At 40.5% G+C, this 20671-nt stretch carries 24 protein-coding genes and 1 riboswitch; of the genes, 12 read left to right on the forward strand and 12 right to left on the reverse strand.

Annotated features, from left to right (window positions below):
• Nucleotides 1-31: 31 nt before the first annotated feature.
• A complete protein-coding gene (gene hisD / locus HX021_RS01150; protein WP_286587658.1) occupies nt 32-1318 on the reverse strand; it encodes a histidinol dehydrogenase in 1287 nt (428 codons plus the stop codon).
• A gap of 20 nt (nt 1319-1338) precedes the next feature.
• Complete coding sequence (gene hisG, locus HX021_RS01155) at nt 1339-2190, reverse strand: ATP phosphoribosyltransferase (protein WP_286587660.1); 852 nt, start codon at nt 2188-2190, stop codon at nt 1339-1341.
• A 319-nt stretch (nt 2191-2509) separates the two neighbouring features.
• Between hisG and HX021_RS01160 the strand changes: the two genes are divergently transcribed.
• From HX021_RS01160 to HX021_RS01170, 3 genes are all read left to right on the forward strand, one after another.
• Nucleotides 2510-3100, forward strand: coding sequence for a phosphatase PAP2 family protein (locus HX021_RS01160; RefSeq protein WP_286587662.1), 591 nt, complete (start codon nt 2510-2512; stop codon nt 3098-3100).
• Between the two features lie 24 nt (nt 3101-3124).
• A complete protein-coding gene (locus HX021_RS01165) occupies nt 3125-4195 on the forward strand; it encodes a Gfo/Idh/MocA family oxidoreductase (RefSeq protein WP_286587664.1) in 1071 nt (356 codons plus the stop codon).
• A 149-nt stretch (nt 4196-4344) separates the two neighbouring features.
• Complete coding sequence (locus HX021_RS01170) at nt 4345-5592, forward strand: WG repeat-containing protein (protein ID WP_286587666.1); 1248 nt, start codon at nt 4345-4347, stop codon at nt 5590-5592.
• Between the two features lie 75 nt (nt 5593-5667).
• Here the strand turns inward: HX021_RS01170 and HX021_RS01175 are convergent, their stop codons facing one another.
• The gene (locus HX021_RS01175) at nt 5668-6291 is read right to left on the reverse strand and encodes a 7-carboxy-7-deazaguanine synthase QueE (RefSeq protein ID WP_286587668.1); all 624 of its coding nucleotides are present in this window, start codon (nt 6289-6291) and stop codon (nt 5668-5670) included.
• A 321-nt stretch (nt 6292-6612) separates the two neighbouring features.
• Here HX021_RS01175 and thrS point away from each other — a divergent pair, with 321 nt between their 5' ends.
• The 5 genes from thrS (at nt 6613) to HX021_RS01200 (ending at nt 10372) form a co-directional block, all read left to right on the forward strand.
• On the forward strand, nt 6613-8538 hold the full coding sequence (gene thrS, locus HX021_RS01180) for a threonine--tRNA ligase (protein WP_286587669.1): 1926 nt from the start codon (nt 6613-6615) through the stop codon (nt 8536-8538).
• Nucleotides 8539-8549: 11 nt separating this feature from the next.
• Nucleotides 8550-9110, forward strand: coding sequence for a translation initiation factor IF-3 (infC, locus tag HX021_RS01185; protein WP_077435368.1), 561 nt, complete (start codon nt 8550-8552; stop codon nt 9108-9110).
• Between the two features lie 39 nt (nt 9111-9149).
• A complete protein-coding gene (gene rpmI / locus HX021_RS01190) occupies nt 9150-9350 on the forward strand; it encodes a 50S ribosomal protein L35 (RefSeq protein WP_002993964.1) in 201 nt (66 codons plus the stop codon).
• A gap of 99 nt (nt 9351-9449) precedes the next feature.
• Entirely contained in the window at nt 9450-9794 is a 345-nt protein-coding gene (rplT, locus tag HX021_RS01195) for a 50S ribosomal protein L20 (RefSeq protein ID WP_046674462.1), read from the forward strand.
• A 131-nt stretch (nt 9795-9925) separates the two neighbouring features.
• Nucleotides 9926-10372 carry a DUF3060 domain-containing protein gene (locus HX021_RS01200; RefSeq protein WP_286587676.1) on the forward strand — a complete coding sequence of 149 codons (447 nt, stop codon included), beginning with the start codon at nt 9926-9928 and terminating at the stop codon, nt 10370-10372.
• 39 nt (nt 10373-10411) lie between these two features.
• Here HX021_RS01200 and rimK read toward each other — a convergent pair whose 3' ends face one another.
• From rimK to HX021_RS01220, 4 genes are read right to left on the reverse strand one after another with little or no spacing between them, the layout of a single operon-like run.
• Nucleotides 10412-11347 carry a 30S ribosomal protein S6--L-glutamate ligase gene (gene rimK, locus HX021_RS01205; protein ID WP_286587677.1) on the reverse strand — a complete coding sequence of 312 codons (936 nt, stop codon included), beginning with the start codon at nt 11345-11347 and terminating at the stop codon, nt 10412-10414.
• A gap of 44 nt (nt 11348-11391) precedes the next feature.
• A complete protein-coding gene (locus tag HX021_RS01210) occupies nt 11392-11895 on the reverse strand; it encodes an ATP-dependent zinc protease family protein (RefSeq protein ID WP_286587679.1) in 504 nt (167 codons plus the stop codon).
• A gap of 6 nt (nt 11896-11901) precedes the next feature.
• Nucleotides 11902-13080 (reverse strand): AIR synthase related protein, encoded by a 1179-nt coding sequence (locus HX021_RS01215; protein ID WP_286587681.1) that lies wholly within the window; start codon nt 13078-13080, stop codon nt 11902-11904.
• Between the two features lie 53 nt (nt 13081-13133).
• Nucleotides 13134-13637 (reverse strand): DNA-deoxyinosine glycosylase, encoded by a 504-nt coding sequence (locus HX021_RS01220; protein WP_286587682.1) that lies wholly within the window; start codon nt 13635-13637, stop codon nt 13134-13136.
• A gap of 76 nt (nt 13638-13713) precedes the next feature.
• Here HX021_RS01220 and HX021_RS01225 point away from each other — a divergent pair, with 76 nt between their 5' ends.
• From HX021_RS01225 to mgtE, 4 genes are all read left to right on the forward strand, one after another.
• Complete coding sequence (locus HX021_RS01225; protein ID WP_286587683.1) at nt 13714-14577, forward strand: SPFH domain-containing protein; 864 nt, start codon at nt 13714-13716, stop codon at nt 14575-14577.
• A gap of 10 nt (nt 14578-14587) precedes the next feature.
• Complete coding sequence (locus HX021_RS01230; RefSeq protein WP_286587685.1) at nt 14588-14764, forward strand: type II toxin-antitoxin system antitoxin; 177 nt, start codon at nt 14588-14590, stop codon at nt 14762-14764.
• 79 nt (nt 14765-14843) lie between these two features.
• The gene (gene pepE, locus HX021_RS01235) at nt 14844-15554 is read left to right on the forward strand and encodes a dipeptidase PepE (RefSeq protein WP_286587687.1); all 711 of its coding nucleotides are present in this window, start codon (nt 14844-14846) and stop codon (nt 15552-15554) included.
• Between the two features lie 167 nt (nt 15555-15721).
• Nucleotides 15722-17038: a magnesium transporter gene (gene mgtE / locus HX021_RS01240; RefSeq protein ID WP_286587688.1), complete on the forward strand. Its 1317-nt coding sequence runs from the start codon at nt 15722-15724 to the stop codon at nt 17036-17038.
• A gap of 83 nt (nt 17039-17121) precedes the next feature.
• Here mgtE and HX021_RS01245 read toward each other — a convergent pair whose 3' ends face one another.
• The 5 genes from HX021_RS01245 to HX021_RS01265 all read right to left on the reverse strand — a co-directional run bounded on the left by HX021_RS01245 (nt 17122) and on the right by HX021_RS01265 (nt 20604).
• Nucleotides 17122-18363, reverse strand: coding sequence for a chloride channel protein (locus HX021_RS01245; RefSeq protein ID WP_286587691.1), 1242 nt, complete (start codon nt 18361-18363; stop codon nt 17122-17124).
• A gap of 35 nt (nt 18364-18398) precedes the next feature.
• A riboswitch (Fluoride riboswitch) is annotated at nt 18399-18461 on the reverse strand.
• 6 nt (nt 18462-18467) lie between these two features.
• Nucleotides 18468-18842, reverse strand: a complete 375-nt coding sequence (locus tag HX021_RS01250) for a DUF423 domain-containing protein (protein WP_286587692.1) — start codon at nt 18840-18842, stop codon at nt 18468-18470.
• Nucleotides 18843-18851: 9 nt separating this feature from the next.
• The gene (locus HX021_RS01255) at nt 18852-19310 is read right to left on the reverse strand and encodes a GNAT family N-acetyltransferase (protein WP_286587694.1); all 459 of its coding nucleotides are present in this window, start codon (nt 19308-19310) and stop codon (nt 18852-18854) included.
• Between the two features lie 73 nt (nt 19311-19383).
• Nucleotides 19384-19833, reverse strand: a complete 450-nt coding sequence (locus HX021_RS01260; protein ID WP_286587695.1) for a GatB/YqeY domain-containing protein — start codon at nt 19831-19833, stop codon at nt 19384-19386.
• 9 nt (nt 19834-19842) lie between these two features.
• The gene (locus HX021_RS01265) at nt 19843-20604 is read right to left on the reverse strand and encodes an SDR family oxidoreductase (RefSeq protein WP_286587697.1); all 762 of its coding nucleotides are present in this window, start codon (nt 20602-20604) and stop codon (nt 19843-19845) included.
• Nucleotides 20605-20671: the final 67 nt, after the last annotated feature.

The raw sequence follows: 20671 nt of genomic DNA on the forward strand, positions 1-20671 counted from the left end.
CGATGCTGTTTTGCGCTATATCTTGGAATAGTTATTTCTTTCGAATGGAAATCGCATTTTTATGAGCTTGCAGTCCTTCGAGTTCGGCAAGTATTTCAACGGTCGATCCGATCTGTTGCAATCCAGTTTGATCGATATGCTGAAAAGTGATCTTTTTGACAAAAGAATCTACTGATACGCCCGAATATGAACGTGCGTAACCTGAAGTCGGTAATGTATGGTTGGTGCCAGAAGCATAATCTCCGGCACTTTCAGGGGTAAGATGCCCCAAAAATACCGAACCGGCATTGCTGATATATCTTGTCAGGGCTTGCCATTGTTCCGTTTCCAGAATAAGGTGTTCGGGTGCATATTCGTTTGAGAATTGAATAGCCTCCTGAAGATTGTCCACGACGACGGCATATGAATTTTCGATGGCTTTTGCCGCAAGTTCTTTGCGGGGCAATACGGCAAGCTGTGCTTCAAGTTGTCTGTTGACAGCATCTACCATGGTGCCAGTAGTTGCAACTAGTACTGCCTGACTGTCGATACCATGTTCAGCTTGTGCCAAAAGATCTGCGGCAACATAGGCTGGATTCGCGGATTCATCGGCGATTACCAAAACCTCAGATGGCCCAGCTGGCATATCAATGCTCACATTGGTCAGCCCCTGTATAATGGATTTCGCCTTGGTGACAAATTGGTTGCCAGGACCAAATATCTTATCTACTTTGGGGATGGATTGGGTCCCAAAAGCCATGGCAGCAACAGCCTGGGCCCCACCTACTAGATAGATGCGGTTAATCTGGAGTAATTTAAGACAGTATGCAACGAATCCGTTAATTTTTCCATTGGATTGGGGCGGAGAGCAGACGACAATTTCCTTGCAGCCGGCAATGCGGGCTGGAATGCCTAACATCAATAAAGTGCTGGGTAAAACAGCTGACCCACCGGGAATATAAAGTCCTACCTTTTCAATGGGACGTATTTCCCGCCAGCATTTCACACCGGGCATCGTTTCTACCGTGCGCTCTCTTTTAAGCTGGGTGCTGTGAAATTTGTGAATGTTCTGGAAAGCGATTTCCAGTGCGCGTTGTTGATCCCGCTGTATTGTGGCAGCTAATGCATCAATGTCATCCGCATCCAAAAAGAGCTTGTCGAGCTGTACTTTATCAAATTTTGCTGCATACTCACGCAAAACAGTATCTCCTTGCTGTTGTACCTGTTGGATAATATCCTGTACAATCTCCTGGATCGCATTGTTGGGATCCGTGTTTCGTGTAACTAATTGTTGGAGTTCCGTCTTTTTTAACGATTTATAATCATATTTTTTTAACATGGTGTATTCGCACATGAAATTTAAAGAATGATTTTTTCAACCGGCATGACCACAATACCTTGGGCACCTTCAGCTTTTAATTTATTGATCTTATCCCAAAAGTCGTCTTCCGTGATGACGGTGTGTACAGCCACCCAGCCTTCTTCTGCCAAAGGTACTACCGTTGGGCTTTTTACACCATGTAATAACGAAGTAATGGCTGGAAGGTTTTTCTTTTCCACATTCAGAACAACATACTTGGTTTCTTTGGCCAAAAGGACTGATTCGATCCGTTGGACTAATTCGATAAGAATTTCATTGCCCTCAAGACCTTCTCTTCCAACCAATATTGCTTCAGAATTTTTGACATCGGCAAAAGGTTTTAAACCATTGCTTTTCAATGTTCCACCTGTTGACACAATATCACATATTGCATCACTAAGTCCTAAGCCGGGGGAAATTTCTACCGAACCTGATATCAGGCGGATGTCGGCATCAATTTTATAGTCGTCCAGAAAATTTTTGAGAATATTGGGGTAAGAGGTTGCGATTGCTTTGCCGTTCAGGTCTTTGATATCTTGAATGGAACTATCTTTCGGGATCGCTAGTTTTAAAGTGCATTTTCCGAAGCCAAGTCGTTTGATGTATTCAACTTTGGATTCCGTTTCATCGATGATATTTTCACCTACGATACCAAGATCAGCGATTCCCTGTTCGACGTAGCCCGGGATATCATCATCTCTGAGAAATAATATTTCCAGGGGGAAGTTGCCCACAGTAGTAATTAGGGAACTTTTGTAGTTTTCGAAATCCAAACCACAGTTTTTCAGTAATTGAACAGATTTTTCGTTTAACCTACCCGATTTTTGGATAGCAATTTTAAGATTTTTCAACGCTTTATAAATGTTAGCAGTAAATTATTAATAATAAGAAATCAAACAAGAGGGAGGGTATTCTACGTAAGAACACATTAAATCAACATATCGCCACAATGGCGATGATGCAAATGAAAATGATGTACGTAGGTATAGACCATGTTTGTATTAATAACTGAGAGCAAATGTATAGTAAATTAATGGGAAATGCAAAATTATCATTTTAAAAAGTGAAAGGATTAGATTTTACTAATGTTGCTCCTTCAACAATTGACGTTGTCTGACTAAAGATGTCTAGCTTTACCGATACTACTGTAAATTTCCTTATTTTTAAGCAATGAAAAGAATTGCATTTATTTTTATGTGTTGGATGACTTGTCTTTGTCGCCACTCGATAGGACAAGAAAGACCAGCTTCTACATTGGATATCCGGATCCTGGAATCCATTGCTGAGACAAGGACTGAACCACAGACCCAGACCTTCAAGGTGCTTTCTGATATCAATAATTATGTCCAGGTTGCAGTACCGGTTGGTTTATTGGTTGCCGGAGCTATCCGCGAAGACAAAGCGATGCGCCAAAATGCACTTTATGTAGCCAGTAGTACAGCGGTAACAGCACTGGTCAATGTAGGGCTCAAGCATGTGTTCAAACGCAGTAGGCCATTTAGAAAATATCCAAATTTTATCTCAGTCAGGACAGCAAGTGGGTATTCTTTTCCTTCTGGCCACAGCTCTTCAGCTTTTGCGACAGCCTCAGCATTGTCCCGTGCTTATTCCAAATGGTATGTTGTCGCACCTTCACTATTATGGGCCGGAAGTGTTGGTTACTCTCGGATGTATCTTGGTGTACATTATCCATCAGATGTACTTGCAGGGGCAGCATTAGGTGCTGGGTCTGCTTTTGCCTTGGATGGATTAAGAAAATAAAGATTGAATTTAAAGAAATACGTAATGAAAGTGATTAAAATATTAGTTGTAGGTTGTGGAAATATGGGAGCCTCACATGCAAAAGCCTATCATGATCTGGACGGATTTGAGATTGTGGGACTGGTGGCCAGAGGCGGCAGTAAATATAAGCTTAATCAAGAATTAGGGGCGGCCTATCCGCTCTTTGATTCTTATGAAGAAGCATTGTTGCAAACTAGTCCGGAGGCCGTCTGTATTGCCACTTATCCGGATACACATCGGGACTATGCGATCAAAGCTTTTGAATCAGGAGCTCATGTCTTTATCGAAAAACCATTGGCAGAGGACGTGGCTTCGGCACAGGAAGTAGTTGATGCAGCGGTGCGGTACAATAAAAAATTAGTGGTTGGCTATATCTTGCGTTATCATCCTTCATGGATGAAGTTTATTGAGCTATCAAAAACGATGGGGAAACCTTTGGTGATGCGTATGAATTTAAATCAGCAAAGTCACGGCTATATGTGGGACGTACACCGAAACCTGATGTCTAACTTGAGCCCGATCGTTGATTGTGGAGTTCATTACATCGATGTCATGTGTCAAATGGTAGGAGCCAAGCCGGTTCGGGTTTCTGCAATTGGTGCCCGTCTAACAGCGGATGTTCCTGATTGGAACTATAATTATGGGCAATTGCAATTGCACTTTGAAGATGGTTCCGTGGGCTGGTATGAAGCTGGGTGGGGACCAATGGTGAGCCAAAATGCCTTTTTTGTAAAGGATGTCTTTGGACCGAAAGGTTCGGTGTCAATTGTAGCGGATAAAGCGGGCAATGAAGGTAAATCAGATTCTGTAGCAGCACATACGCAGACTGAAAGCCTCCGGGTCCATTATGCTGATCTGGATATGAACAACGAATTTATCAAGCAAGATGAGTGGGTAGACTTATCGGATGAACCCGATCATCAGGAGTTATGTAACCGGGAACAACGATTCTTCCAGGAAGCAATATGGAATGATCTGGACCTATCCACTTCCATGGCGGATGCGATCAACAGCCTGCATATCGCATTGGCCTGTGACGAAGCTGTGAAAACGAAGAAAATGATCGTGTTGTAAATAAATGCCTTATAAACCAGCTGTATCGAACATTTTTGTACCTTTTATGAACATGATGTGGAAGCAAAAATGAATTAAATAAAAAATGTAGTAGAAAGATAGGCTTTTTGGTCTATCTTTTGTTATTTAGCTTCATATTTATCATTCTTATGAAGAATTTATTCGAAGTAGTTTTGTTGTTGGGTCTTTCAATTCCGGTAGTGCATGGACAAGATAAGCAATGGCAAATGGAACTGGTTTTTAAAGGAGAAATCTCACCTGAGGAATTTGAAAATGAGATTCCTGAATTTGCAAAAGAGTTTTATGAGCCCTTTCTAAAAGGAAAGACCGCTTATAAAAATGTCGAAATCTTGGCTGATGCAGATCGTTCTGCTGCGGTTGTCAATCAAACAGAACATGCTATTTTGGACCGGAAATTGGCAAAGACCTATTCTTTTGCCACCGGTGACGATATTGTAACTGCAGAATCTTATTATCCTTTGTATAAGGTCGTTAGTGATAAACTCGAAGAGCCCAAAGTCCCTTATGTATGGATACAAGATATGGGCGAGATTGAGGATGTTGCGGGCATTACCTGTAAGAAGGCCAAATTGTTTATAAAAAACCAAACAGATTCAGCAGCAGCGACTGTTTGGTATTCCGAAGCTGTACCGGCCTATTATCTGACGGCGTTTTCTTTTGTGAATGATCTTCCGGGCGCTGTGCTTAAATTAGCTTTGGGAGAAAATAAGGATATAGGCTTTGAAACGATTAAAGTGACCAATGTCTCCTCGGATAAGGATTTCCAGTTGCCCCAAGGGGTTAAGGTAGTGGATATATCTGGCGAAAATGCGATGGAAGAGGGGGAGGATGTAGGTCTATTTGAGGATACTTTTCCATTGGATAAGTCGCTCAAATGGATTGTGCTAAAAGATAAAGAAACCAATGACGAGTATTACGGTATCAAAAAAATGTCCGGAGAAGAAGTCTTGCCTTGCTCGCTTTTCTCTTTGGCGTATTTTAATGATCATACTGCCATTGTTTCAGATAAGGATAACTTTTTCTGGTTATTGGATAAACAGGGGAATAAAATCAATAAAACAGGGTTTGACTGGCTCACACCAGCAAATGAACAGTTGGCAATTTTCCAGCAAGATGGAAGCTTTGGACTGGTCTCGCAGGATGGCAAGGTTCTGTTGGATAAAAAGGAAAATATCAGTAAGTTTCTGAATAATTACCTGATGTTTTCAGAAGACGGTAAGACCGGTCTGTTGGACGAAAAAGGAAAAGTTGTTGTCAAGCCAAATCTGTTTTTGTTGGATGTGGATAGTGCGGGTAAGGTTTTGGTGAAAGATAAGGAAGGAGAGGAAACTAAGACACTGGAATTGGAGGAATTCGTACGGGATTATGTAAAGTAATAGCAATGCTATCCGACTGATTAAAATCTAGCAAAAAGCCTTCAACTTGATCGTTGAAGGCTTTTTATTGACCAGTTAAGGTATATTTAGAAATTTGTGGGTCTGCAATGAGATATCCCACTTTGGGTTTTCTTTGACATAATCTATGATGGAAGGAGTCATTTCTTTCGATTTGGACCATTCCGGCTGAAGGTATAATCTGCAATTTGGTCCGACCAATTGGGCATATTCTTCCCCCCAGGCGAAATCACTTTTATTGAAAACAATAACTTTGAGTTCACCAGCGGCCTCGAGAACATCCTTGCGTGGGGCCTTGAATTTTTTTGGAGAAAGGCATATCCAATCCCATTCTCCACTTAACGGATATGCTCCAGATGTTTCAATAAATGTTTTGATCCCCGCTTCGTGTAGCCCTTTTGTGAGATAATCTAAATTATAAATAAGTGGTTCACCACCTGTAATAACGACCGTTTTAGCAGGATATTTTTTTGCGTTTTCGATGATTGAATCTGCGGCTGTAAGGGGATGAATGGATGCATCCCAACTTTCTTTTACATCGCACCAATGGCAACCTACATCACAACCGCCCAATCGTATAAAATAAGCAGCAGTCCCGGTGTGGTACCCCTCTCCTTGGATGGTGTAAAATTCTTCCATCAAAGGTAATTGTGTTCCGTCTTCTGGTACTTGATTCGACATAGTTAAAATTTGAGTCTGCAAAGATAGCAAATATTAACAAGATGCTCCATGTATCCGCTGATTTAAGGTAGTAATCATGTCATTTTTTATAGTATGCAGTAAATTGGTGGACATTGACAGTTTCCCCAAATTAGCTTTAACCTAGGAGAAGGAAATATTATCGGTGGAGTGGCAATATGACCATGTAAAATCTATTTATTGTCAGAATTTTTGCTAAATTTGTATCACAGATTATTTGTTGAAAACATAAGTGTAATAACATAATTGTACATGTTGTTTTATGTTTTCTATTTTTTAACAATAAAAAGATCATAGTTGTAAATGATTAAAATTACACTACCTGATGGTTCCGTAAGAGAATATCAAAAAGGAATCACTGCAGCGGAGATTGCCTTGTCAATTTCTGAAGGGCTAGCGAGAAATGTTCTGGCGGCTGAGGTGAATGGTGAAGTATGGGATTCTGCCCGTGCCATTGAAGAAGATGCCAGTGTTAAGCTATTAACCTGGAATGATACAAAAGGCAAATCGACCTTTTGGCATTCCTCGGCTCACTTATTGGCCGAGGCGTTAGAAAGCTTGTATCCGGGCATTAAGTTTGGTATTGGCCCAGCGATTGAAACAGGTTTTTATTATGATGTTGATTTCGGTGATCGGGAGTTTTCTTCAGATGACTTCAAAGCAATCGAAGATAAAATGCTGGAACTTGCTAAACGTAAAGAAACGTTTGCGCGTAAAGCTGTTTCAAAGGCTGATGCCTTAGCTTATTTTACTGAAAAAGGCGATGAGTACAAGCTGGATCTAATCAAGGATTTAGAAGATGGAAAGATTACTTTCTATACACAAGGGGACTTTACCGATTTATGCCGTGGTCCACATATTCCAAATACTGGGTTTATCAAAGCGATCAAACTGATGAATGTTGCCGGGGCTTATTGGCGGGGTGATGAATCCCGTAAGCAATTGACACGTATTTATGGTGTCACTTTCCCCAAAGCATCCGAGCTCACAGAATATTTAAAATTTATTGAGGAAGCAAAGAAGCGTGATCACCGTAAATTAGGTAAGGAGCTTGAATTGTTTGCTTTTTCTGAAAAAGTTGGAGCCGGGCTACCTTTGTGGTTACCAAAAGGGGCTGCATTACGTCAAAAACTGATTGATTTTTTGCAGAAAGCACAATTGAAATCGGGTTATGAGCCTGTTGTCACTCCTCATATTGGACACAAGCAACTGTATGTGACCTCAGGTCACTATGAAAAATATGGAGCCGACTCATTTCAGCCAATAAAAACGCCAATTGAAGGCGAAGAGTTTTTATTGAAGCCGATGAACTGTCCACATCACTGTGAGATATATAAGGTAAAACCGCGTTCATATAAAGATTTACCTGTGCGTTTTGCTGAGTTTGGTACGGTATATCGTTATGAGCAATCTGGAGAATTACATGGTTTAACGCGTGTAAGAGGGTTTACTCAGGATGATGCGCACTTGTTCTGTCGTCCGGACCAGGTTAAAGATGAATTTAAAAAAGTCATTGATTTAGTTCTGTATGTTTTTGGTGCCCTTGGATTTAATGATTATACGGCGCAAGTATCGTTACGTGATCCTGAGAACCGTACAAAATATATTGGTACCGATGAGAACTGGGCCCTAGCGGAATCCGCTATTATTGAAGCAGCTGAAGAAAAAGGTTTACCAACGGTTGTAGAATATGGGGAAGCTGCTTTCTATGGTCCGAAACTTGATTTCATGGTGAAGGATGCTTTGGGGCGTAAATGGCAGTTGGGAACCATTCAGGTAGATTACAATTTACCGGAGCGTTTCGAATTAGAATATACCGGCAGTGACAATATGAAACATCGCCCGGTCATGATTCACCGTGCACCATTTGGATCTTTAGAACGTTTTGTGGCTGTATTGATCGAGCATTGTGCTGGGCAATTTCCGTTATGGCTTGCTCCTGAGCAATTTATCGTCTTGCCAGTGTCAGAAAAATACGAAGAATATGCGCAAAATGTTTTGAATTCGCTAAATAATTCCGATATTCGCGGACTGATAGACTTACGTGACGAGAAGGTGGGCAGGAAAATCAGAGACGCCGAAGTGAAAAAGCTTCCTTACATGTTGATTGTAGGGGAAAAAGAGGTGGAAAATGGCACAGTTTCTGTACGTAAACATGGCTCAGTAGAATTAGGAACAATGACTGCTGACGAATTTAGAGATATATTAATTAAGGAAATAACCGTTTAATTTTTAAACATTTGGCATTAAAAAGACCCGGTGGTCCAAGACCACCAATGAGAAAGAAAGAACCAGATCACCGCATTAATGAATTGATCAAAGTGCCTGAGGTACGTTTGGTAGGAGATAATGTGGAACAAGGAGTTTACCCTACACGCAAAGCGTTAGAGTTGGCTGATGAGTTGGAACTTGATTTAGTGGAGATTTCGCCAAATGCTGTACCGCCGGTTTGTAAGATTATCGACTACAGTAAGTTTGTTTACGAACAGAAGAAGAAACAAAAGGAAATCAAAGCTAATGCAAAACAGACTGTTATCAAAGAAATCCGTTTCGGACCTAACTCTGGTGAACATGATTTTGATTTCAAATTGAAACATGCGATTAAGTTTCTTGAAAGTGGTGAGAAAGTGCGTGCATACGTACACTTCAAAGGTCGTGCTATCGTACACAAAGATCAAGGTGAGATTTTGTTGTTACGTTTCGCTCAGGCATTGGAAGATTACGGCAAGGTAGAGCTTTTACCAAAATTAGAAGGAAAACGTATGTTTTTGACAGTAGCTCCAAAGGCTCCTAAAAAATAATAAGAATTCTAACAGATTGATATAAAATTTATAAGTATTATGCCAAAAGTTAAAACCAATTCCAGCGCAAAGAAACGTTTCAAATTGACTGGAACAGGTAAAATTGCAAGAAAAAACGCTTTCAAAAGCCACATCTTGACAAAAAAGAGCACAAAACGTAAACGTAACTTAACACAAACAAGTTATGTATCTGATGGCGATATGGGCAACGTTAAACGTATGCTTGCTATCGGTAAATAAGTTTTATTCGATTTTATTTAATAATAATTTTTTAACCGGGTACAGGGTTGTAAGTTCATTGAAATACATGACACCTTTTACCAAACTAATTTTAAAAATATGCCACGTTCGGTTAACGCAGTAGCTTCAAGAAGAAGACGCAAAAAAATCCTAGGCCTTGCAAAAGGTTACTTTGGATCACGTAGCAAAGTTTATACTATTGCTAAAAATACAGTAGAAAAAGGTTTACAATACGCTTACCGCGATCGTAAAACCAAAAAACGCGAGTTTAGAGCTTTATGGATTCAACGTATCAACGCTGGAGCTCGTCAACACGGAATTTCTTATTCCCAATTGATCGGTAAATTAAACGCTAAAAACATTGGTTTGAACCGTAAGGTTTTAGCTGACTTAGCTTTAAATAACCCAGAAGCTTTCAAAGCAGTTGTAGACGCAGTAAAATAGAGTTTTTAATCCGCTATCAATTTGTTAGAGATATTAAAGGAGCCATTTAGGCTCCTTTTTTTTGTGTCCATAGTTGAATGGAAAATATATTAGGTTTGATTTTTGTGCGGTAATCTAAAAATATAAAAATTATGAAAAGAACAACTATTGCTATTGGATTTGCCTTTCTGTTAGCGGGAGGCCTGGTGATCGCCAAAGACTTACATCAGATCGATCGGATGCCTACTGTGCTCAGCCAACAAGATAAGGTTATCTCCATTGAGGGAAAGGGAAATACGCGGACAATTGAAGCAAAAGGAGGTGAGACTATCCAGATAGAAGGTATGGATAATAAAGTGGTGATACGGGGCAACGTAGGAAAGATCGTGATCGAGGGTAAGGGAAATACAGTGACAGGTGCTGATGTGTCAACTGTTACTATTGATGGAGCGAACAATATGATTAACTTACGTGCTGTGGAAACGATTCAGATCGAAGGGATCAAGAACCATGTACATTATAGGTCTTCCAAGAACAAATCTGGCCAGGCCAGTGTTACCACAGAAGGTGCAGATAATATGGTGATGAAAATGAAATAACATGCCAGCGATAAGCCATACAATTAATGGCTTATCGCGTTATAATTTGCTTTCCCGCTTTTTCTTTTTCTTAATGATCTTTGGTTTCTGGACTTGCTTTAATTCATATTGTCTTTCGATATATTGAATAATTTCAGATGCAATATCCTTTTTGGTTGCTTTCTCTATTCCTTCCAATCCGGGAGAAGAATTAACTTCCAATACCAATGGTCCGCGATCGGAAGGGATCATATCGACGCCACATACGGTGAGACCTAATTGAGCGGCAGCAGCAATGGCGGTTTCCCTTTCTGCCTTGGTCAGCCGTATCACCTGAGCGGTGCCACCCCGGTGTATATTTGACCGAAATTCCCCTTCTTTAGCCGTACGTTTCATGGCACCAACAACTTTACCGTCAACGACAAAAGCTCTGATGTCAGAACCTTTTGATTCTTTAATGAATTCCTGAATCAGAATATTGTTGCCAAGGCCATAGAAGGCTTCAATGACGGACGACGCTGCTTTCTTGGTTTCGGCAAGAACAACACCAATCCCTTGTGTGCCTTCCAGGAGTTTAATCACTAAAGGGGCGCCACCAACCATGCTAATGAGATCGTCCACGTCCGAAGCTGTCCGAGCAAAACCGGTAATGGGAAGTCCGATACCGGCACCGGATAAAATTTGCAAACATCTCAATTTGTCTCTTGACCGGGTAATAGCCTGGCTCGGATTTGCGGAAATCACGTCCATGACTTCAAACTGTCTAACGATTGCAGAACCATAGAATGTTACTGAGGCTCCTATCCGTGGAATAATAGCGTCAATATCGCTGAGGTCCTGACCTTTGTAATGAATACTGGGTTTACCTTGTTGAATGCCAACATAACATTTACTGTGGTCTATAACAATGCATTCATGACCTCTTTGTTGCGCAGCTTCTACGAGACGACGAGTCGAGTATAAACTCTTTACTGTCGATAATACGGCAATTTTCACGATTTGTATATTGAATATAGTATGTGTTAAGATAACAAAATAGCTTAGCTATTTGTTTTATTTGCCAAGGCCTTCATCGCAAGATTTTCTTTGGAAACGTCCACCAAAAATTTTCTGTACAAAAAGTTCTTTCCCAAAAGCATAGGATAAGTCATCTTTGAACGATTTCTTAAGGAAATCTTCATGTCAAAAACTTGGTTGTATAATTTTGCTGTTGTCCGGATATAATAGCGCTTTTCTTCTTGGCCGAAAGAGCTTTTAACCAGTTTTGTTTTATAGAGTTTTAATTTAAGCTTTTTTGTCTCTCCGGTTTCAAAATCAATGACTAATTCACAGATAATCCAGTCTTGCCCGTTTTCATGAACAATGTTATAGGAATTGCAATGTAAGACCGAGGACGCTGCACCAGTATCGACTTTGGCTTCGATGCCAAATATTCCCAGTTCAGGCAAATCGAGTGTTTCTTTCCAACCGACGAGAAGTTTTTCTTTCATTGTTACCACATGGAAAAAATAAGCACTGATCCAGCTCATGCGGATCAGTGCCATTATCTTTTATTCGTAGACAAACTCTCCATAAGGAGAATTTATAGTTACCTTTTTGGACGCAGATTCTTCTACACGGCCAATAATCTGGGCCGGAACTCCAAATGATTCCGCTATTGCAATAATGTCTGCGGCGATGGCTTCAGGAACATATAGTTCCATGCGATGCCCCATATTAAATACCTTGTACATTTCTTTCCAGTCTGTATTGGACTCTTTTTGTATCAGCGCAAAGAGCGGAGGGATTGGAAAAAGATTGTCCTTAATGACATGTACATTGTCTACGAAGTGTAATACTTTTGTTTGTGCTCCCCCTGAACAATGGACCATCCCATCAATTTGCGACCGGTACTTGTCCAATATTTTTTTGATAATTGGCGCATAAGTGCGAGTAGGTGAAAGCACAAGTTTGCCGGCTGTTATCTTCTCACCAGTTTCAACCTGAATGTCATTGGTTAAATGTTGGCTTCCAGCAAAAACAAGTTCATAAGGTACTGCAGGATCATATGCTTCTGGATACTTCTCGGCCACTTTTTTATTAAATACATCATGGCGCGCCGAAGTTAGTCCATTGGAGCCCATTCCACCATTGTATTCTTTTTCATAGTTCGCTTTTCCATTGGATGCCAAACCAACGATGACATTACCTCCTTTGATACGGTGGTTTGAAATTACTTCTTCACGCTTCATTCGGCAAGTTACAGTACTGTCAACGATGATCGTACGGACTAAATCCCCGACATCAGCAGTTTCACCACCAGTAGAATAGATGCCAATGCCTAATTCACGGAGCTCAGACAATATCTCTTCTGTACCATTGATGATTTCCGCAATGACTTCTCCGGGAATAAGGTTCTTATTTCTTCCAATAGTAGATGACAGAAGAATATTATCGGTTGCCCCAACACAAAGGAGGTCATCAATATTCATTATGATCGCATCTTGTGCTATACCTTTCCAAACCGAAATATCACCGGTTTCCTTCCAATATACATAAGCTAAGGAAGACTTGGTTCCAGCACCATCTGCGTGCATAATGTTGCACCATTCTTGATCGCCACCCAAAATATCGGGGATAATCTTACAAAACGCTTTGGGAAACAGACCCTTGTCGATATTTTTTATCGCATTGTGCACATCCTCTTTTCCTGCGGATACGCCTCGTTGATTGTATTTTAAATCTGACATCTTAGGGCAAAAATACGCAATAGCGTTGAATTAATGAACCCTATTTACGTATTTTAATTACTTATAATAATACGCCATTGTTCAATCAGATTCTCGAGGTTGGTTTTTGCATTGGCAGGGCTTGTGCTGGGGAGACACAAATACCTGACACCTTTCTTTTTCATAAAATGCTTCAGATATAAATTGTGTGCTTTTTGACCATTAAAAATGACTTTCGTAATGGAAGGGTATTCCTCCAGAAGTTCTGTAATCCGGTTAGGGCTTTCATCTTTTATGGCTAAATCCATACTCCCTGGACGGGAAGCTTCAGCGCAAACATCCCAAAGGCCGATTCCATTCCTGTGTAAAAGGCTTACCTTGTCGGTATATTGTGTAACCTCAGGTGCCTGACACAGGTGCTTAATGATTTTCCAAAATCGATTTTGGGGATGTGCATAATATTCTTGTTGCGCCAATGATTTATCGCCCGGTAATGAACCGAGTATAAGCGTGTGAGTTGATGTGCTTATCAATGGGGGAAAGGATTTTTTGAGCATAACCAAAAATAAACATTTCATTTTTTCTTTGAAATTTGTGCTAATTTATTTATATATTTATGATATTAAAATGATATCAAATATATATTAATAAATTATGGAAAAATTAATTAAACCAATGTCAGGCTATTTAGCCTTATTGATTGCTGTAGTATCTTTTATAGCGGCCATATTTTCATTTGTCCATGTGGAAGAGAGCTCTCTTTATGTCGTACTGGGCATTATCCTAATGATCCTCACTTTTTTCATTTTGAAAGGTTTGATGATTATTAATCCCAATCATTCACGGGTACTGAACTTTTTTGGTAAGTACGTAGGCACAGTGAAGGAGAACGGTTTGTTTTTTGTCAACCCTTTATACTCTACGATTAAAATTAGTTTACGTTCGGATAACTTACAAGGACAGACTTTAAAAGTAAATGATAAAATGGGGAATCCTATTGAGATCGGTGCCGTTATTGTCTGGCAGGTAGGGGATACTTATAAGGCTGCTTATGACGTTAGTAATTATACTTCCTATGTGCGTACCCAAAGTGAAGCTGCTGTGCGCCATCTGGCCGGGAGTTTCCCGTACGATAATCTGGAAGATGAAGGTGCTGAGATAACCCTGCGGGAAGGTGGTGATACAGTCAATCATATTCTTGAAAAGGAATTATCAGAGCGCTTGGCCCCAGCAGGAGTTATTATTAAGGAAGCCAGGATCAGTCATCTAGCTTACGCTTCTGAGATTGCGGGAGCCATGCTTCAAAGACAACAAGCCGCAGCGATTGTTGCTGCGCGTGCCAAAATAGTTGACGGTGCTGTTGGAATGGTTGAAATGGCGCTAAATAAATTGTCCGAAAAAGATATCGTTGAATTGGATAATGAGAAGAAAGCGGCTATGGTGAGCAATCTTATGGTGGTACTTTGTGGAGAGAAAGCAGCAACCCCAATCGTAAATACCGGTACTTTGTATCAATAAACTTAATAAAATGGCAGATAAGAAGAACTTTATGCTGCGTCTGGACGACCAAATGTACAAAGCTTTGGAAAAATGGGCAGCAGATGAGTTTAGAAGTGTTAATGGACAGATAGAATATCTTTTACATCGGGCGCTGCAAGAAAATAAAAGATTGGGCACAGAAAAAAAGTCTGTGGATAAAAAGTAAAGAATCAGGACCAAAAATGTACCTTTGACTTTGTTAAGAACGAAGTAAAAGGTATATTTTTTATTTTAAGAAGCAAGTTATGGTTATTAATCCCCTGCATAATTTATTGGTTGTCAGTACAAGTACAATTTATGGTAGTGAATTCCTTGCCTATATTAAGGATGACTTTGTGAAATTTATTCAAGCAGACGAGCTTTTGTTTGTCCCTTTTGCCCGGCCCTCAGGAATATCTTTTGATGACTATACTGCCAAAGTAAAAGGTGCTTTGGCTGATAAAAATATTCAAGTGAGGGGATTGCACGAATTCTCCGATAAGAAAAAGGCAATTCAAGAGGCAAAAGCAATTTTTGTGGGTGGGGGAAACACATTCTTGTTATTGAAAACTTTATATGAGCTCGATTTAATCCAGCAGTTGCGGGCTCAGGTAGCAAAAGGAGTTCCCTATGTAGGCACGTCTGCTGGTGCAAATCTGACGGGATTGACTATTGGTACAACAAATGATATGCCCATTGTTTATCCACCAAGTTTCGAGGCGTTGGGCTTGCTACCTTTTAATATTAATCCACATTATTTGGATCCAGATTTAGGTTCCACACATAAAGGAGAAACCCGAGAAACCCGTATTCAGGAGTTTCATCAGTTTAATGCACAGCCCGTCATCGGATTGCGAGAAGGAAGCTGGCTAAAGGTTTGCCACGGTGAAGTGCGATTGGAAGGGCGTTTGACCGCTCGTTTATTCAGACCTAATCTGGAAGCGGAGGAGCTTAACCCGGGATTAATAAATTTTTAAGATATTGTAAAATTTAGCTCTTTATTGTACCTTAAAGGGGATTCATGCGGTCGCTAGCCTTTATTATGTTTATTAAAGTCTTTCTTTCCTAAAAAATACTTTTGTAGATTGTTGAAAATCATACAAAATACGCTACTTTTGCGCTAAATCCATTAAAATCTCTTCCAATGGAAAAAAAATCAGCACTGCACCCAGCCGATATTGCGGAAGAAATATCGCGACTAAATAAGGGTGAGCACCATTCAAATTTTATGACCTATCCTTTAACGGATAGGTTAGAGATCTTTTCGTTTTTAGAAGTTGATGTCCAATATACGTTGATTAAGTCAATGACCGAGCAGGAGCTGTCTGAACTGCTGAATAATTTAAAACCGGATACTCGAAATGAACTGCTTTCAGAATTGCCTGATGATCTGATCAAATACTTGATTAATCTGCTGAATGAGCGGGAGAAGCAAATGGCTTTGGAATTAATTGGCTATAACGAGGATAGTATTGCCAGGCTCATGACGCCAATGTATGTTCAGGTACGTCCTTATTATACCGTGGATGATGTATTTAGGCATATTAAAGTATTTGGTAGGAAGGCTGAAACGCTTAATTTTATTTATGTGGTCGATGAGAAGAATGTGCTGATCGATGACTTGAAAATCGGCCAATTGCTCTTGGCGGATGGCTCAACTGAGATCGCAGATCTTATTGATTACAATTTTGCAGCAATCAAAGCTTCAACACCGATGGAAGAAGCTTTCGAAATTTTTCAAAAATACGACCGAAGTGCTTTGCCCATTGTTACAGATGCGGGGGTGCTGGTCGGGATAGTGACATTTGATGATGTGCTGGATAGGATTGAGGATCGTGATACGGAGGATATACAACGATTCGGGGGGATGGAAGAATTGGATCTGGCCTATACGAAAACACCTTTGCTCCAATTGATCCAGAAGCGGGCAGGCTGGCTTATCATTTTGTTCTTCAGTGAAATGCTGACAGCTTCAGCGATGGGATTCTTTGAAGGCGAATTGGAAAAGGCTGTTGTGCTGGCGCTGTTTGTGCCTTTGATTATTTCTAGTGGTGGAAATTCAGGTTCTCAAGCAGCATCGCTAATTATACGCGCCATGGCTTTGGGCGAACTGAAACTTAAAGATTGGTGGTATGTCATGAAAAGGGAGGTTTCTTCCGGATTGATTCTGGGCGGAATATTAGGCGCGATTGGCTTCTTGCGCATATTTGCTTGGCATTTTCTAGGCTTATATGACTATGGTCCCTATTGGATAGCCATAGGTCTTACAGTCGCAGTCTCCTTGTTGTTTATCGTACTTTGGGGGACTTTATCGGGGTCATTTATTCCTTTTATTCTACGCCGATTTGGATTGGATCCAGCCACGGCATCAGCTCCTTTCGTAGCAACATTGGTGGACGTTTCCGGACTGATCATTTATTTTACCGTAGCAGCATTCTTTTTACAGGGAAAATTGTTGTAGTGATTTCTTCAGGGAAATAGCCATGTGATAAAAGAACTTAAAGATATGAACTGCCTTTACGCTTTTTGAAACAAATGTAGTATCTATATGTTTAAGCGTCGGTACAATTTTTCTTTTATTCCTCCTTTTTGGGCGATATAGATGCCTTTCTTTCCTGAGCATAAAAATGCGGCTATACAGGCAATCCCAATAAATGGGATAGGTTGCCAGCCAAAGAGTTCATAGCCCATCACAATGCAGGCCAAAGGTGTATTGGTTGCACCGGAAAATACGGCGACAAAACCCATGGCAGCCAATAGGCCAATGGGCAAAGGGATAATGCCACTTAATGCACTGCCAAGTGTTGCACCGATAAAAAACAGGGGGGTGACTTCTCCACCTTTAAATCCGGCTGAAAGCGTAAATGTCGTTAACAACAGTTTGATCATAAAATCGTAATAATTTGCCGGGTTGATAAATGCATCCTGGATCATTGGGATACCCAAGCCAATGTATTTCGTGTTTTTCAGGAGCAGGCTAACAATTACAACAATGATGACCCCACCTATAACAGGCCTCAGCAGGGAAGAATTTATTTTTTTAAACTGGGCACTAAAGAAGTCCCCGGCACATGTGAATAACCATGCGGTGATACCAAAAAGGATACCGGCCGCCAAGCTAAGTGTTATATTGGTGAGAGATACAGGTGGGATGATGTCATGGATAGGGTAATGCGTATGTGGAATATTCCACAATTGACAGCTGAAATTTGCGATATAAGCTGTAAAAAGACAGGGGAGGATCCCGAAATATCTTTTTTTGCCTATCAGAAGAACTTCAAGTCCAAAGATGGTCCCTGCGAGCGGTGTACCAAAAACGGCCGCAAAACCAGCAGTAATACCAATGGAAATCAGGATGCGGCGTTCTGTTTTATTAAAGTCAAACCAACGGTTGAACTGATCCGAAATGGCTCCGCCTATTTGTACAGCCGTGCCTTCACGACCTGCCGACCCGCCAAATAGATGCGTTAGTAAAGTGCCGAATAGAACAAGGGGAGCCATGACAAATGGAATCCGGCGTTGGGGGTGAAGGTATTCTTCGATGAGGAGGTTATTACCTTTGCTGGAAGGATTGCCCCAATATTTATACGATAGCGCGATAATTAAACCGGCAACAGGAAGTCCATATATGATCCATTGCTGTGCTTCGCGATACTGTGTTACCCAGTTGAGGGAGAATAAAAAAAATGCACAAATAGACCCGACAATAAAGCCTACTGCACTACAAGTGATCAGCCATTTAATTAAAAAAGGAAAATTGCGTTGATTTGATTCTTTAAAAACCATAAGTCTACCTATATATAAAATTTGTTGTCTTTTATAAAAAAGTAGACGTCATCAGCTTACTAAAGCGGTTAAGGGCAGACATCATTGCCATATCTATACCAAAGTTATAAAAAGCGAATGATAATTGCAACCCAACCTGCGATCATCAGCAGACCACCCAAAGGAGTGATTGGGCCAAGAAATTTGAGGTTTTTCTTCCAATACTCAGCAAATGAAAGAAAATAAATACTGCCTGAAAACAATAGCGTTCCTGAAGTGATGAGATAGTAGATAACTTGTTCAGATTGATATTCAAAAGAAAAATTAAAACCGATGACTAAGAGCGTAAGAGCTGCATACATTTGATATCGAACACCTACTTCAAAAGATGCTAATTTCTCTGTTGAGAGGATTTTTTTGAAAGCATGTGCGCCAAAAGCGCCAAGTAGAATTGCCAAAGCTCCTAGTAATGCCGCGGTTATAATAACGGTGCTATTCATGCGTATTGTCTATTTAAGAGTGGATTTGATCATATCGATGTGAAGAATTCCATAGTCTGGATAAGGTTCAGATTTTTGCGCAAACCCTAGTTTTTCATAAAAGGATTTTAGGTGAAATTGAGCCCCAATCTGAATATCATTTGGCCCAAATTGTGCGAAAATAGTTTCGATAGACTTATACATCAGCAGTTGACTGATGCCAGTGCCCCGAGCTTCTTTTACAACAATGACCCGTCCTATGGATGGCTCAGGATAGGAGAGCCCCGGTGGAACTAAGCGTGTATAAGCAACAATTTCTCCTTGCTGTTGCGCCCAGAGGTGGAGACAGGCATAATCTTTATCGTCTAATTCAGGATATAAACATTCTTGTTCCAAGACAAACACCTCAGTTCGTAATTTTAAAATACGATAGAGCTCTATATTGGTAAGTTCGTCAAACTTCTTAAGATTCCACTGATAATCCATCATGCTAACAGATAAGAATCAAGTGGATCAAGTGCTCATTTAAATTGGCCCTTGATCCATCTGATCCCAATTAAAATTATCCCAATAGGCTTTTTACGACTTCAGAAATTGTCTTTCCGTCTGCTTGTCCAGCCAATTTTTGATTTGCTGCGCCCATCACTTTTCCCATATCCTTAATGGAGGAAGCTCCTGTTTCGGCAATGATGACTTTAATAATAGACTCAACCTCATCCCGGCTCAATTGCTTGGGCAAATAGGCTTCGATGACCTTCTCTTCTTCAACTTCAATTTCGTAAAGGTCCTCCCGGTTTTGTGTTTTATAAATTTCAGCAGATTCACGGCGTTGTTTTACCAATTTTTGTAAAACTTTTATCTCGGCCTCTTGGTTAAGGTCTTCGGTATGGCCTTTTTCTGTTTTTGCTAAAAGAATCGCAGCTTTGATAGCGCGCAGTCCACGCAGTTTTGCCGTATCTTTAGCAATCATTGCTGCTTTAATGTCTTGATTTATTTGTGTTTCTAATGACATGATATTTAATTATTTTCGATTGACAATCGTACCTGTGGCCTGAGCTGTTGGCATGATTAATAAGTCGTTGATATTGACATGCGCAGGTCTTGTAATGACAAAAAGGATGGTTTCGGCAATGTCTGTTCCAGTTAAAGGTTGTACCCCAGCATAGACATTTTTTGCCCTTTCTTTATCCCCATGAAAACGGACTTCTGAAAATTCAGTTTCAACCATTCCCGGATCAATGGAAGTCACTTTGATACCCTTGGATAGTAAGTCAATGCGCATCGCTTTTGTTAGGGCATCTACAGCATGTTTCGTTGCGCAATAGACATTCCCATTAGGATATACTTCTTTTCCTGCAATAGAGCCTAGATTGACGATATGAGCACCATTGTCAGTGTCCATTAACGGAATGACCATTTTGCTGACATACAACAGGCCTTTGACATTGGTGTCGATCATTCTGTCCCAATCCCCAATATCGCCATCCTGAACGGGGTCCAATCCCTGACTTAACCCTGCATTATTTATTAATATATGAATTTTTTTCCATTCTTGGGGCAAGCCTTCGATTTGTTGCTGAACTTGTTCTGCATCTCTTACATCTAACTCAAAAGTATGAATTTTAATACTGGGGTAGGTGCTGATCAATTTGTCTTTTAGTGCATCTAGCCGATTTAACCTACGGGCACACAGTAAAAGGTTATAACCTTCTTTTGCCAATACTTCGGCACAGGCTTGGCCTATTCCTGAACTTGCTCCTGTGATGAAAACTGTCTTTGTCATATGTTGTTACATTGAATATATGGATTGAAAGCTCTGCCTTTGGCAACAATTGCCCGTCGGAGACCAT

The organism is Sphingobacterium sp. N143 (assembly GCF_030325625.1).
GTDB lineage: Bacteria > Bacteroidota > Bacteroidia > Sphingobacteriales > Sphingobacteriaceae > Sphingobacterium.

Bases quoted from the DNA above. Each gene is read 5' to 3' on its own strand.
- HX021_RS01245 (WP_286587691.1), bottom strand. From the start codon at position 18,363: ATGGTTTTTAAAGAATCAAATCAACGCAATTTTCCTTTTTTAATTAAA.
- rpmI (WP_002993964.1), top strand. From the start codon at position 9,150: ATGCCAAAAGTTAAAACCAATTCCAGCGCAAAGAAACGTTTCAAATTG.
- HX021_RS01165 (WP_286587664.1), top strand. From the start codon at position 3,125: ATGAAAGTGATTAAAATATTAGTTGTAGGTTGTGGAAATATGGGAGCC.
- HX021_RS01255 (WP_286587694.1), bottom strand. From the start codon at position 19,310: ATGATGGATTATCAGTGGAATCTTAAGAAGTTTGACGAACTTACCAAT.
- HX021_RS01230 (WP_286587685.1), top strand. From the start codon at position 14,588: ATGGCAGATAAGAAGAACTTTATGCTGCGTCTGGACGACCAAATGTAC.
- HX021_RS01170 (WP_286587666.1), top strand. From the start codon at position 4,345: ATGAAGAATTTATTCGAAGTAGTTTTGTTGTTGGGTCTTTCAATTCCG.
- thrS (WP_286587669.1), top strand. From the start codon at position 6,613: ATGATTAAAATTACACTACCTGATGGTTCCGTAAGAGAATATCAAAAA.
- HX021_RS01220 (WP_286587682.1), bottom strand. From the start codon at position 13,637: ATGAAATGTTTATTTTTGGTTATGCTCAAAAAATCCTTTCCCCCATTG.
- HX021_RS01250 (WP_286587692.1), bottom strand. From the start codon at position 18,842: ATGAATAGCACCGTTATTATAACCGCGGCATTACTAGGAGCTTTGGCA.
- HX021_RS01260 (WP_286587695.1), bottom strand. From the start codon at position 19,833: ATGTCATTAGAAACACAAATAAATCAAGACATTAAAGCAGCAATGATT.
- HX021_RS01200 (WP_286587676.1), top strand. From the start codon at position 9,926: ATGAAAAGAACAACTATTGCTATTGGATTTGCCTTTCTGTTAGCGGGA.
- HX021_RS01175 (WP_286587668.1), bottom strand. From the start codon at position 6,291: ATGTCGAATCAAGTACCAGAAGACGGAACACAATTACCTTTGATGGAA.
- pepE (WP_286587687.1), top strand. From the start codon at position 14,844: ATGGTTATTAATCCCCTGCATAATTTATTGGTTGTCAGTACAAGTACA.
- HX021_RS01210 (WP_286587679.1), bottom strand. From the start codon at position 11,895: ATGGCACTGATCCGCATGAGCTGGATCAGTGCTTATTTTTTCCATGTG.
- mgtE (WP_286587688.1), top strand. From the start codon at position 15,722: ATGGAAAAAAAATCAGCACTGCACCCAGCCGATATTGCGGAAGAAATA.
- rplT (WP_046674462.1), top strand. From the start codon at position 9,450: ATGCCACGTTCGGTTAACGCAGTAGCTTCAAGAAGAAGACGCAAAAAA.
- HX021_RS01265 (WP_286587697.1), bottom strand. From the start codon at position 20,604: ATGACAAAGACAGTTTTCATCACAGGAGCAAGTTCAGGAATAGGCCAA.
- HX021_RS01160 (WP_286587662.1), top strand. From the start codon at position 2,510: ATGAAAAGAATTGCATTTATTTTTATGTGTTGGATGACTTGTCTTTGT.
- hisD (WP_286587658.1), bottom strand. From the start codon at position 1,318: ATGTTAAAAAAATATGATTATAAATCGTTAAAAAAGACGGAACTCCAA.
- HX021_RS01225 (WP_286587683.1), top strand. From the start codon at position 13,714: ATGGAAAAATTAATTAAACCAATGTCAGGCTATTTAGCCTTATTGATT.
- HX021_RS01215 (WP_286587681.1), bottom strand. From the start codon at position 13,080: ATGTCAGATTTAAAATACAATCAACGAGGCGTATCCGCAGGAAAAGAG.